Origin of the sequence: Bacillus cereus group sp. BfR-BA-01310 (assembly GCF_022664325.1) — a bacterium.
GTDB classification, from domain to species: domain Bacteria; phylum Bacillota; class Bacilli; order Bacillales; family Bacillaceae_G; genus Bacillus_A; species Bacillus_A paramycoides.
This window is the reverse complement of the sequence record NZ_JAKUHD010000003.1, coordinates 227,949-240,742: the sequence shown is the minus strand read 5'-3', so window position 1 is coordinate 240,742 and position 12,794 is coordinate 227,949. Positions and strand designations below refer to the sequence as shown.

The following is a 12,794-nucleotide window of genomic DNA, read 5'->3' as shown; positions in this document are numbered from 1 at the left end:
TATCAATTATACTTATAAATTATAATTAAATAAAATTAAAGATTTTAATCTGTAAGTAAGTAATACTAATATTCGAAAAGGGTGGCGGTCATGAACATTGAGCAATTAGTATATATTATTGAGGTCTCAAAACACAGTTCTCTGACTAAAGCAGCACAGAATCTTCATGTGACCCAATCTACGATTAGTCAATCCATTACCAGCTTAGAAAAGGAGTTAGGAATTAAGATTCTTAATCGTTCACGGGGCCACGGTGCTGTACCAACCGATGAAGGTAGAATCATTCTAAAACTTGCCTACGGAGTACTGAGAAAAATTGAAGAAATAAAGGATACAGCCAGCTCATTCAACTCCATAGAAGTGGGAGAACTAAGGTTATCTTCTTTACCCGGATTGACGACATTTCTAGTGAAAGCTATAGCTGCATTTAGACAGGAATATCCACATGTAAATGTGGAGGTTACCGAAAAAAGTGGACATGCTGTAATTGAAGATATTCGACAGCATAAGACCGACATCGGTCTGATTACGTATTCGCCGGATTTAAATGTAAATATGGAAGGAATAGCTTTTGAAACCCTATTTGAAGGGCGACAGAAAGTATATGTTTCTAAGCATTCTCCCTTAGCGTTTCTTGGTACCATAACTCCGCATGATATACTTGATCAAACCCTTGTTACATATAAAGGTGAATTTATGCAGTATTTTGTTCAAGATTTCTTTAACAAATATAAACCTTTAAAAATCCTATTTACATCAAACAATATGGATGGAGTTCTCCAAGCCATCATCGAAAGTTTAGCTATTACATTTGCTCCTGATTTCGTAATGAAAAATTATCCTCCTATCAACAATGGTGATATTATTCCGGTTGATTTGATAAATCATAGGACTGTAAATATTTCTTTAGGAATGGTTCGATCAGAGAATAAACATTTATCCACTTTTGCCAACAAATATATTCATCATCTAAAATCCCAAATTATTAAGAGTTAAAAAAAAAAAAGAGGAGCATCTTCGTCGCATGAACGTCGAGCTTCTCTTTTCTACGAATCTATCTTTTAAAATTTAGTCACATCGACAGGTTCAATTCCTTCAGCTGCGCAATGGTCATGGTATTTTTTCAGAAATGACTCCCAATTATCTCTGGCAATAATTTCTCCATTCTCACCTAAATAGTCTAATGTTCCTTCAACAATATTAAGCGTAATAACTTCTTCATCCCCTACAGCTTGAGGTGTATGGGATGAGCCAGCTGGCTCATAAACGACATCACCAGCTTTGGAGACCCAAGGATCCTCGAGATATCTCCAAGTGCCTTGGACAGTATAAACAATGACCGTACCAGGATGAAAATGAGCAGGAAGCTGCATAGCCGCAGGAACTTTTAATAGCGTAACCGTCTGTCCTGTCACCGGATTGGCCTTAAGCAATTTAAACTTCGCATCTCCAAAATAAGGAATCCAAGGTAAATCATCCGGACAAATATTATTGGCATGAAATGCCACTACCTCTTTTACATTTTTTACGTTGCTCACTTATATCCCCTCTTTCAATTTTTTAAAATCCGCACATTAATAACGCTTACAACAGTCAGTTGATTAACTATTGCAAATTTATCATTTTCAGTATGCTCATAATTAAAAATTAAGTGAACTGATTATTTTTAACTTATAATTAAATTCTACTAATTTACACCATCAATTTGATATATTCACGAATTAAGTTTAATTATTTGGCTGGGATTTACTTAGCACCAAGCCCCCCATCAAGAGTCAATATTTGTCCTGTACAATAATCAGAAGCTGCTGAAGCAAAATAAAGGACTGCTCCTACTAAATCTTTGTCTCTACCTAACCTCCTTACTGGAACTTGGGAGGCTATAATCGGACCGGCCTTATGCACAAGTGTTCCCGGTATTTCTGGGTTATTCATTCCAGTAGTGAAAACTCCAGGAGCAATAGAATTCACATGTACACCATGGCGGCCCCACTTAACTGCAAGATCCTTTGTTAAAGTCATAACTGCACCCTTACTTGTTGTATATCCTACAGAATCTACAGCTTCTGGGTCAGTACCTTTAGAGCCGATTGAAGACGAAATGTTAATGATTTTTCCGTATTCGTTGTCGATCATATGTCGTCCTACAGCTTGACACATTAAAAATGTTCCTGTCACATTTGTATCAAGCATAGCTTGCCATTGTGCTAAAGGCATGTCTGTAGCAGGTGTTTCAAAAACCGTTCCGCTACTGTTGACTAAAATTTCGATTTTCCCAAAATGAGAAACCGCTATCTCCACACCTTGAGCGATAGATTCAGGAACTGTTATATCCAATGATAAAGCAAGTGCTTGTCCTCCTAACGCCTCGATTTCTTTCACAACTTCTTCGCAAACTTCTATACGACGTGAGCAAACTACCACATTTGCACCGGCCTCAGCCAACGCCAGTGCCATTACACGCCCTAACCCGCTACCACCTCCGGTAACCATTGCTGTCTGTCCTGTTAAATCAAACAATTGTGTAGATGACATTCTAGACCCCCTTAAAAATTTGTAATATTCAAAATCTTTAAAACTTACTATGTTATTGATTATACTCATAAGTTATATTTAAATAAAATTAAAGATTTTAATGTGCAAATAAATATTATTAATATTCAAAAAGGAGTACAGTATCAATATTGAACGATTACCATACATATGGATAGAGGTTTCCAAGTCATCATTGAAAATTTGACATTAAATTTGCTCCTGATTTCGTAATAAAAAATTATCCTCTTGTCATAAAAGGTGAAATCATTCCAATTGATTTGGCGATTCATAAGCACTTAAATATTTCTTTTAGGTTGGTTCAATCAGAGGATATCCTGCTTTTTTTGCTACCTACAAAGCTCCAAATTCTGTCGTACAACCTATTTTACTTCATCTTCTACTTCAATATAATCATCCGAGTAAGTCTCAGACATCTTCTCTTGGCAATTCCAGCACTCACTGCGATTCCGCTCCATAATGGCTAATACTTCATGACAATGTACACAACGATCCATTTATGCAACCTCCTTTTCATATTTACTCCTTTCTTTCCCTCCTCGATCCATCATTGATTATTAAATACTTACTTGCTCCTCTGCTTTTATAGTTGTGTGGCTTTGCTTCGCGGGACGTACAACAATCAAAAACAATAATCCGATAACGAACATTCCCAAAGCAGTTACTTGAAATCCATAACGATATCCCATTTCCTCAGTCGCTGCATACTGGATGAAATACCCGAATACGAGCGGAGCAATAATACTTGTTGAGCTTGCGAGAGCAACGTAAATCCCTTGTGCTTTTCCGATGTTTTTTGGAGAAAAAAAATCCATCAATATTGCAGGTGCAAGTGAAAGAATGACATACGCAAAACCTGGAGCAAGGGTGAAAAACAAAATGGATATAGCACTTGAATTCACGGCATTTGCTATATATACACAAAGAGCAGATAGCACCATGGTGGAACCGGCAACATTTATTCGTGCTTTACGAATATCCCCAGTTTTCCGATAAATCCGGTCTGATAGCATAGAAAAGCCAATTTGACTAATAGCAGCGAAAAGAAAAGGTAACGACACAGCTAATTTTAATGTTTGATTATCAAAATGTTGAACCCTAGTAAAGTATGCCGGAAACCATATAGCTTGAACAGACAATAACCAATAGGCACAACCTCCACACAAAATGATAAAAACAAAATTTTTAGATAAAAGATGCGGCAGAAACTGACGCCAAGAAACTTTTGAGAGGGTTGATGGATGCTGCTCCTCTTGATGAAAAGAAGGCAACCCGATTTCTTGCGGACTTTCTTTACCGAAAATGACCCACAAAACTAATACAATCAGTCCAACAATCCCCATAACTAGAAAAGCAGATCTCCATCCATATTGATTGATTAAGGAGATTAATAATGGTGTAGCAATTGCAGGCCCAATTGTTGCTCCACAGAGAACAGCACCAAAGCCTATACCATGTCTATGTTTTGGGAACCATTTTCCAACTATAGCCGTTGATAGAGCAGGGGCTGCGCCTTCGCCTGCTCCCAAGATTATTCTTGTAAAGACTAGCAGGGATAGACTAGAAACAAAAGGTGTAACAAATTGAACAATCAACCATGCCAGCGACATCCAAGTTAACATTTTTTTCGTATTTTTGGAATCGGCCATGCCCCCAAGAATGATAGAAGAAAAGGTGAAGAACCAAAAGAAGGAACTTCCCACCAATCCCCATTGCGAAGGACTTAAATGTAACTCTTTCATTACGGGAACGGAAACCAAACCGATGATAATTTTATCAACTTGGTTGATCATACCTGAAGCAACTATAAATAATAATATAATCCAAGAATATTTTGGGGTGTTCAATATAACAATCTCCCCTTACCTTAAGTTTTCTACAATACCACCAGCTGTTTTCCCACGTACGGGAATACCACCGGGACCTGCTTTACCTGTCTTCTCATCAATAAACATCGCAAAATCACGTGCAACTACTCGGCCATTTGGTATCGTGAGCCATAATCTTAGTAAATGACGTTTACGTTCCGGTTCTTCATAATGTGTATAAAATTAATACAGGGCCCCTTAATTATGAAAGCGTTCTCATGTTTTTATAGATTGTTTCCTAATAAAAGATTGACTCCATCTCCCTTCTCAAATTCTTTGTCAAATAAATTATAAATTCTTAAGTACTGTCCTCCTTCTCCGCCTAAACGAAAGTGCTTTAAATAACAACCGATACAACTGTATGGATTGTTATTTAAATTATATTCATAATTTTCAGATAAATAAAATTAAAAGTTTTAATATGTAAGTAAATATCGCTAATATTCAACAGGGATACAGTTATAGAAAGTAAACAATTACAATATATTTATGAAATCACAAAACACCTCTCTTTACCTATCTTCTTCGCATCTCGCAACTTTGAGATGGACACAAATAGCGGAATAAACAAGAATAGGAGTACGTTCCTCCTCTTGAAGAGCCTATTCGATCGTACAAGACCTATACATTTTAAATAGTAAAGTATCAGTCCTGTTTTCATTATTTATATTAGTAATACTTATTTACAAATTAAAATCTTTAATTTTATTTAATTATAATTTATCTGTAGAATTAAAAATAGAAATGATTTAATATTCCGGGAATTAATTTCCAAGTTTGGTCTTTTACGGTTAAATCAAAACGGGGGGTTAAAATATGGACTTAAAGTTATCTGGAAAAAAAGCACTTATTGTTGGAGGAAGCCGTGGGATTGGTAAAGCTACTGCCCGCCAGTTGGCTCTGGAAGGTGTAGATTGTACGATTTGTTCAAGAAACGAATCCTCACTAAAAGTTACAGCAGAGGAATTAGCCCAAGAAACAAATAGAAATATCTACCCGATTGTAGCAGATACTACTGATCCTGACTCTATTCTAAATTTAGTTGAAAAATCAGCAGCAGCAATGGGAGGCATCGATATTTTAGTCAACAGTGGAGCCCGTGTTGGTGGCTTTGAGCCAGAAGATTTTAATAGTATTAAAGATGAACTTATTTTGAAAGATTTTGAAGAAAAGTATATGGGCTATTTTCGGTGTATCCGAGCTGTAGCTCCCTATATGATAGAAAATAATTGGGGACGTATTATAAGTATAAGTGGTCTGGCTGCTAGAATTGGCGGCAATTATTTTAGTTCTGGTCCACGTAATGCATCTGTTGTCCATTTAACAAAATCTGCATCATTGGAATTAGGAAAGCATGGAATTAACGTCAATGCTGTTTATCCAGGGATTGTCGATACGGAAATGTTTAGAAATCGAGTCACTAACGAAGAGGCTTTACGTCAGATGGCCGCACTCAATGCAATCGGTCGCTTGATCACAGTAGAGGAAATTGCTAATGTCATTACCTTCTTGGCTTCACCTTTGGCGGCATCTATTACTGGTGATGTCATTTCAGTAACCGGCGGAATTGGAGATACCGTTTTTTACTAAAAAGCTAGGATAGATATTGTAACTGTATCTTATATTGCCAATAATAGTGTATTTAAAAACGAGCTTCGCTAAAAGCTGGGGCTCGTTTTTTATAACTTTTCGATTTCAATCTATCCCTATTGTATATTTAGCAGTATTCAAGAACTTGTCAATCTTAGAAACCGTTGATTCAATGTTCTTAGAGAAAATAGCCATGTGTGCAAAAAAGCCGTGGATCATACCAGGTTCACATGCATATTCAACTTGTACACCAAATTTTTTCAGACGTTCAGCATAAGCCATTCCTTCATCCCGAAGCACATCATTTTCTGCGGTGATTACGATTGCTGGCGGGAGACCACTTAAATCTTCAGCAACCAAAGGAGAAGCGTATTCATTATACCTGTCCTCATCATTCCTTAAATAATGATCACGGAACCAAACCAGCTGTTCGCGATCTAGCCCAAATCCTTTTGCAAATGTTTGGTGGGATTCCGTATTAAACTCAAGATTTGTCGCAGGATAAATTAAAGCCTGCGCAGTGATGTTAGGGCCTTTTCTGTCTCTCGCCATCATAGTAACTACTGTTGCTAGATTTCCACCCACGCTATCCCCCCCGACTGCCAATCTAGTAACATCTCCGTTAAAGGAGAACCCTTTTTCATAAACCCATTCCAATGCCGCATATGCGTCTTCAACTGGAGTAGGGAACTTATACTCTGGAGCGAGACGATAGTTTACAGATACGACAATACTAGCCGTTCTATTTGCGATCATTCGGCAACTTGCATCCACCACTTCAATGTCCCCTAGAACCCATCCTCCGCCATGGTAATAAATAAATATTGGGAAGGGACCTTGTCCCTCCGGTATGTATACCCTACATTTGATTTCTTCACCTTGACTCACCGGTATCATTAAATTTTCTACCTTTGAAACCCGATCTAATTTTATAGCAGAGCGCGGTCCATTGGAAAGCATATCTCTTACTGCCTTAGGATCCATCGTATGAATTGGCGGCATCTGATTACATACTTGTAAATATTTTTCTGCTTGCGGATCTAAATTTACCAAGAAACATCAGCCTCATTTCAATTTATTTTAAAACTAACCCAAATATTTCCTAAACCTTTCTTCCTGTCCTGAAACCTTCAAATTCACTTCATCATTAAAAAATATACAATGGTGATTTTATTTCTCACCATATATATATCCCGCATTAACTGGCAGTAAGAGCCCGATTAAATGAGCTTTCCATCAGCAGGGGATGCCCCCCACTGATAGAAGCTTCACTTTATCTATTTACAGGTACTCCTCCGATATAAAACTCGAAATCTGGGGCAATTTTTCTACCATTTGGCATCATAAGCCACAATCTTAATAAATGACGTTTGCGCTCATCTTCTTCATAATCTTCAAATACTGTGCGTGAATGCATAACTGTATAATTATTAACGAATTGCATATCACCTGGTTCCATCATCATATCAATATGCATGTTCTTATCATGAGTAAGGGAATCTAGTAAATCAAATGCTTCGATTTCTAATTTCGTCAAAGAAACATCTGTTTTCGTTTGTGCAGATTCGATATAATTTCGTATCCATCTGCAGCTCAATTTACCATCGTAATAACTAAAGATTGGTGATAAAACTACCGGAGATGAACTTGGTGCTTCTTCCCCGCGAAGATCATGGAAGAATGGACGATAAAGAATTCCAAGATACTCTGGGTACTTCTCCAGAATTTCATTATAAATAGCCATAGAACTTGCGATACTACTTAGACCACCAGATTTCGCTTTGCGCAGGCATAGTAAGCCAACTACATCAGCGAGGTCTGTGTGATAAGGAAGATGTACATTCGTTTGGTAACCACGTACACTTGTATTTTTAAAGTCGAGACCTACGTCTTTGATATGCCCTAAAAGGTCACCTTTTTTACTTTGAATGATTGGAATACCTAGGTAAATTCCGAGGCCCCAGTAAATGATGCTTGCTTCTTCATCCGTATAACGTTCCATTGGCAATCCACGAATCAATAGGAACCCTCTACCATTTTCTAGTTCGTCAACAAAGTAAGTGATTTCGTCGGCAAGATCCGAAATCGGGAAATCCTCTTTTCCAAAATCAGGTACTTTTAATCCCTTACGCTGAACATGTAATACAGCCTTCTCAAGTGCAGCGATCATTTTCTCGGACAAATAATAAATCCATGAATCATCTTTAGCTAGTTCAATACCCTTCCACACTGAACGCCCTTTAATTTTTCCCTTTAAGATGATCGACATAAATAATCCTCCTTTATTAATTTGGTTATTTTCCTACTTAAGATCACTGAATTTTTTTATCATTAACAATGAAGAAAAGCGAAGCGTCTTAACCGCATTTGACCCGAACCTCTCGCTATTTTCCAAAACGCCTATAAACTCACTGAATATTACGAATTTATTTTTTACAATTATAAATTAGTTGTATTTATATATACCGGCATCCAATCTCATAAACAACCATTTCAAAAAACTAAGTAATAGATTCATTGACCAAATAATCCATCAACAGAATTATGGTCACCATACCTCAATTTGATATACTTACTAACTAAGACGATTTTTCGTTGAAGTTATTACTGTACCCCTACTTGCTCCTCTGTTTTTATTTTTGTGTTATTCTGCTTTGCGGGACGTACAACGATCCAAAACAATAATCCGATAACGAACATCCCTAAAGCAGTTACTTGAAACCCATAACGATATCCAATTGACTCAGTCGCTGCATACTGGATGAAATATCCGAATACGAGTGGAGCAATAATACTTGTTGAGCTTGCAAGAGCAATGAACGTCCCTTGTGCTTTTCCGATGTTTTTGGGAGAAAAAAAATCCATAAATATTGCGGGTGCGAGTGAAAGAATGACATACGCAAAACCTGGAGCAAGGGTGAAGAACAGGATGGACACAGCAGAAGAATTCACAGCATTTGCTATATACACACAAAGAGCAGATAGCACCATCATGGAACCGGCAAGATTTATTCGTGCTTTACGAATATCCCCAGTTTTGCGATAAATCCGGTCTGATAGCATGGAAAATCCGATTTGACTAATGGCAGCGAAAAGAAAAGGTAGTGACACGGCTAGTTTTAATGTTTGACCATTAAAATGTTGAACTTTGGTAAAGTATGCCGGAAACCATATTGCTTGAACAGACAAAAGCCAATAGGCACAACCTCCACATAAAACGGTAAAAACAAAATTTTTAGATAAAAGATGCGGAAGAAATTGACGCCAAGAAACCTTAGAAAGGGTTGATGAATGCTGATCCTCTTGATGAAAAGAAGGCAATCCAATTTCTTGTGGACATTCTTTACCGAAAATGACCCATAAAACTAGCACAATAAGTCCAACAATCCCCATGGCTATAAAAGCAGATCTCCATCCATATTGATCGATTAAGGAGATTAATAATGGTGAAGCAATAGCTGATCCGCCTGTCGTTCCTAACAGAACTGCACCAAAGCCTATACCATGTCTATGTTTCGGGAACCATTTTCCCATTATTGCCGTTGATAAGGCAGGGGCTGGACCCTCTCCTGCTCCCAAGATCATTCTTGTAAAGACTAGCAGGGATAGACTAGAAACAAAAGGTGTGAGAAATTGAATAATCAACCATGCCAGCGACATCCAAGTTAACATTTTTTTCGTATTTTTAGAATCGGCCATACCACCAAGAATGATAGAGGAAAAGGTAAAGAACCAAAAGAAGGAACTTCCGACCAATCCCCATTGTGAAGGGCTTAAATGTAACTCTTTCATTAGAGGAACGGAAACCAAACCAATAACAATTTTATCAACTTGGTTGATCATACCTGAAGCAACTAGAAATAATAATATAATCCAAGAATATTTTGGTGTGCTCGACGTATAAATTCCCCCTATTTTTACCATCAAGGGAAAACCTTTTCCTGCCATCTGAAAAGGCGCTCCCCATTACATGAATCAATTGGTGTTCTAATGAATCGATTTATACAGTTAAGTCTTTGTGATTCAAATCCAATTACTTTAAGCTTTCTATGATACCACCAGATGTTTTTCTACGGACGGGAATACCGCCGCGACCTGCTTTACCTGTTTTCTCATCAATAAACATCGCAAAATCATGTGCAATTTCTCGGCCATTTGGCATCGTGAGCCATAATCTTAATAAATGGCGTTTGCGTTCCGGTTCTTCATAGTCTTCGTATTGAGTACGTGAGTGAAGAACTGTATAATTATTGACAAATTGCATATCACCTTCTTCCAACATCATATTATAATGCATATTTTCATCATGAAGGATGGAATCCAGTATATCTAAAGCTTCGATTTCAACTTTTGACAAATGGATACCTGTTTTCGCCTGTGCTGATTCTATAAATGTACGGACATATCTGCAGCTCAATTTACCATCATAGTAGCTAAAAATTGGTGATGTAAATACTGGCGATTCACCTGGCGATTCCTCGCCACGACGATCAAAGATAAATGGACGACAGAGAATTCCCAAATACTCTGGGTACTTCTCAAGAATTTCATTATAAACAGCCATTGAGCTTATGATACTACTGAATCCCCCAGATTTCCCTTTTCGAAGGCTTAATAATCCAACGACATCAGATCCATCTGCGTGAAAAGGAAGATGCAGTTTCGTTTGGTAACCACGTACATTTGAATTTTCTAAACTTAGACCTTGATCAATGACGTGCCCTAAGAGATCACCATTTGCGTTTTGCGATACCGGAATGCCCATGTGAAGTCCGAGCCCCCAATAAATAATGCTCACTTCTTCATCAGTATACTTTTCCATTGGCAATCCACGAATTAATAGAAACCCCCTCCCATTCTCTAATTCTTCCACAAAGTATGCAATTTCGTCAGAGAGATCTGGAATCAGGAAGTCTTCCTTGTTAAAATTAGGTGCTTTTAAACCCTTTTGTTTAATATGAAATAAAGCGCTTTCGATAGATTCTATTGTTTTCTCAGACAAATAATAAACCCATGAATCATCTTTAGCTAGATCAATACTTTTCCACGCTACTGGTCCTTGAACTTTTTCCTTTAAAATGAGCGACATAAATAATCCTCCTTCAATAATAAGGTTAGTTAATTAGTTTCTTACTTAACTTCAAGCAATTGTCTTAACTCTCTGCGCAAAATTTTACCTGTTGAGTTCTTAGGTAACCCTTTAGAAAATTCCACTTGACTAGGAAGCTTGTACTTAACCAGCTTATCCTTACAAAATTGGATAATGTCATTCATGGTGATTCGTTCATCATTGACTACGACATAAGCTTTTACTTTCTCTTCGTATTCTCCATCGGAAACTCCGATTACGGCCGCCTCTATAACAGCAGGATGTTGATACAGAACTTCCTCCACTTCACGAGGATACACATTGTATCCACCAACAATAATCATGTCCTTCTTGCGATCCACGATGCAGATGTATCCTTCTTCATCCATTGTTGCTAGATCATCAGTGTAAAACCATCCATCTATTAAGACTGCTGATGTAGCTTCCTGCATCCTCAAGTATCCCTTCATTACGTTTGGCCCTTGAACTACTAATTCTCCGACTTCTCCTCTGGGCAATTCTTTTCCGTTCTCATTGACAATTTTGCTCTTGAGTCCTGGTATATTTAGGCCGATAGAACCTGGTTTGCGGGTTCCCTTTAAAGGATTAATAGCGACAAGAGGAGCAGTTTCCGAAAGGCCATACCCTTCCAAAATAAAAACGTTATATTTGTTTTCAAATTTTTGTAGCAGCTCGACCGGAATCGATGCGCCTCCTGAGATACACAAGCGAATGGATAAGAAATCTTCTGCAGTGGATTCAGGCAATTGCAAGATAAAATTATACATCGTAGGAACTCCAGCAAACACTGTTGCCTTTTTTTCTCGAATGGTATTGATTACATCAAGAGGGCTGAATTTAGGTAGGATCAGGACAGTTGCCCCGCAAGCAATTGGGGCATTCAGGCAAATAGTCATACAAAAAACATGGAACATCGGTAGAACAGCTACTACACAATCTTTACCATGAAGTTCAATTAATTCTGAAATGGCGTCTGCATTCGAAGCCAAATTCCGATGTGATAACATCGCACCCTTTGGTTTCCCTGTTGTTCCTGATGTGTATAAAATGACTGCAAGGTCTTCCTGATCAATGAAAGGGCTTAGCCAAACATTATTATTTGTTTCCATCAGATGCTCCCATGTACATTCCTGATCCTCGGCATCTGTATAAATGACTACCTTTAGATTTTTCAATTGTTCCTTTACTTCTGATAACTTCGGTTCTACAGATACGTGAGCAATAGCCGCTTTAACTTGGCTATCGTCTAAAATGTAGTTGATTTCCTCTTTGGTATACAAAGGATTCATCGGAACAACAAATGCACCTAATCGTAAAATGCCGTAATACGTAATAAGAAATTCCGGGCTATTTCTTAATAAAAGAGCCACTCCATCTCCCTTCCCAATTCCTCGGGCAGACAAACCAGCAGCCAATTGATCTACCTGCTGATTTAGTTCTTTATAAGTAACACTTTTATCTCTATAGATATAAGCGATACTGTCTGGGAACTTACTTGCACTTCTTTTCAGATTTTCGTCTAAATTATAACTCATTAAATGATTCCCCCCCTTTATTCATTTGCAAGTGTTTGAATGATTATTTTGCAAATATTCAAAATATTATTACGTTAAGTATACTTATAAATAATAATTAAATAAAATTAAAGATTTTAATTTGTAAGTAAGTATTAC

11 protein-coding genes are annotated in these 12,794 nt (G+C 37.5%); 2 read left to right on the top strand and 9 right to left on the bottom strand.

What is annotated here, in order from left to right; genetic code table 11:
• Positions 1–90: 90 nt before the first annotated feature.
• Positions 91–996 carry a LysR family transcriptional regulator gene (locus MR109_RS09310; RefSeq protein WP_098473021.1) on the top strand — a complete coding sequence of 302 codons (906 nt, stop codon included), beginning with the start codon at positions 91–93 and terminating at the stop codon, positions 994–996.
• A 65-nt stretch (positions 997–1,061) separates the two neighbouring features.
• Here the strand turns inward: MR109_RS09310 and MR109_RS09305 are convergent, their stop codons facing one another.
• From MR109_RS09305 to MR109_RS09295, 4 genes are all read right to left on the bottom strand, one after another.
• Positions 1,062–1,538 carry a 2,4'-dihydroxyacetophenone dioxygenase family protein gene (locus MR109_RS09305; protein WP_002171255.1) on the bottom strand — a complete coding sequence of 159 codons (477 nt, stop codon included), beginning with the start codon at positions 1,536–1,538 and terminating at the stop codon, positions 1,062–1,064.
• Between the two features lie 208 nt (positions 1,539–1,746).
• Complete coding sequence (locus MR109_RS09300; protein ID WP_098473019.1) at positions 1,747–2,535, bottom strand: SDR family NAD(P)-dependent oxidoreductase; 789 nt, start codon at positions 2,533–2,535, stop codon at positions 1,747–1,749.
• Between the two features lie 380 nt (positions 2,536–2,915).
• Positions 2,916–3,050 carry a hypothetical protein gene (locus MR109_RS30035; RefSeq protein ID WP_002171253.1) on the bottom strand — a complete coding sequence of 45 codons (135 nt, stop codon included), beginning with the start codon at positions 3,048–3,050 and terminating at the stop codon, positions 2,916–2,918.
• Positions 3,051–3,110: 60 nt separating this feature from the next.
• The gene (locus tag MR109_RS09295) at positions 3,111–4,400 is read right to left on the bottom strand and encodes an MFS transporter (RefSeq protein ID WP_002171252.1); all 1,290 of its coding nucleotides are present in this window, start codon (positions 4,398–4,400) and stop codon (positions 3,111–3,113) included.
• Positions 4,401–5,237: 837 nt separating this feature from the next.
• Between MR109_RS09295 and MR109_RS09290 the strand changes: the two genes are divergently transcribed.
• Complete coding sequence (locus MR109_RS09290; protein ID WP_002171251.1) at positions 5,238–6,011, top strand: SDR family NAD(P)-dependent oxidoreductase; 774 nt, start codon at positions 5,238–5,240, stop codon at positions 6,009–6,011.
• Between the two features lie 105 nt (positions 6,012–6,116).
• On the opposite strand, the gene MR109_RS09285 is transcribed toward MR109_RS09290, so the two are convergent.
• The 5 genes from MR109_RS09285 to MR109_RS09265 form a co-directional block, all read right to left on the bottom strand.
• The gene (locus tag MR109_RS09285; RefSeq protein ID WP_242271842.1) at positions 6,117–6,908 is read right to left on the bottom strand and encodes an alpha/beta hydrolase; all 792 of its coding nucleotides are present in this window, start codon (positions 6,906–6,908) and stop codon (positions 6,117–6,119) included.
• Between the two features lie 376 nt (positions 6,909–7,284).
• A complete protein-coding gene (locus tag MR109_RS09280; RefSeq protein ID WP_242271841.1) occupies positions 7,285–8,280 on the bottom strand; it encodes a TauD/TfdA family dioxygenase in 996 nt (331 codons plus the stop codon).
• Between the two features lie 335 nt (positions 8,281–8,615).
• Positions 8,616–9,959: an MFS transporter gene (locus MR109_RS09275; protein ID WP_242271840.1), complete on the bottom strand. Its 1,344-nt coding sequence runs from the start codon at positions 9,957–9,959 to the stop codon at positions 8,616–8,618.
• Between the two features lie 85 nt (positions 9,960–10,044).
• Positions 10,045–11,100, bottom strand: coding sequence for a TauD/TfdA family dioxygenase (locus MR109_RS09270; protein WP_242271839.1), 1,056 nt, complete (start codon positions 11,098–11,100; stop codon positions 10,045–10,047).
• A 41-nt stretch (positions 11,101–11,141) separates the two neighbouring features.
• On the bottom strand, positions 11,142–12,656 hold the full coding sequence (locus tag MR109_RS09265) for a long-chain-fatty-acid--CoA ligase (RefSeq protein ID WP_242271838.1): 1,515 nt from the start codon (positions 12,654–12,656) through the stop codon (positions 11,142–11,144).
• Between the last annotated feature and the right edge of the window lie 138 nt (positions 12,657–12,794).

Excerpts from the sequence above, each read along its gene's own strand:
- MR109_RS09300 (WP_098473019.1), bottom strand. The coding sequence starts at position 2,535 with ATGTCATCTACACAATTGTTTGATTTAACAGGACAGACAGCAATGGTT.
- MR109_RS09270 (WP_242271839.1), bottom strand. The coding sequence starts at position 11,100 with ATGTCGCTCATTTTAAAGGAAAAAGTTCAAGGACCAGTAGCGTGGAAA.
- MR109_RS09285 (WP_242271842.1), bottom strand. The coding sequence starts at position 6,908 with ATGATACCGGTGAGTCAAGGTGAAGAAATCAAATGTAGGGTATACATA.
- MR109_RS09275 (WP_242271840.1), bottom strand. The coding sequence starts at position 9,959 with ATGGCAGGAAAAGGTTTTCCCTTGATGGTAAAAATAGGGGGAATTTAT.
- MR109_RS30035 (WP_002171253.1), bottom strand. The coding sequence starts at position 3,050 with ATGGATCGTTGTGTACATTGTCATGAAGTATTAGCCATTATGGAGCGG.
- MR109_RS09310 (WP_098473021.1), top strand. The coding sequence starts at position 91 with ATGAACATTGAGCAATTAGTATATATTATTGAGGTCTCAAAACACAGT.
- MR109_RS09280 (WP_242271841.1), bottom strand. The coding sequence starts at position 8,280 with ATGTCGATCATCTTAAAGGGAAAAATTAAAGGGCGTTCAGTGTGGAAG.
- MR109_RS09290 (WP_002171251.1), top strand. The coding sequence starts at position 5,238 with ATGGACTTAAAGTTATCTGGAAAAAAAGCACTTATTGTTGGAGGAAGC.
- MR109_RS09265 (WP_242271838.1), bottom strand. The coding sequence starts at position 12,656 with ATGAGTTATAATTTAGACGAAAATCTGAAAAGAAGTGCAAGTAAGTTC.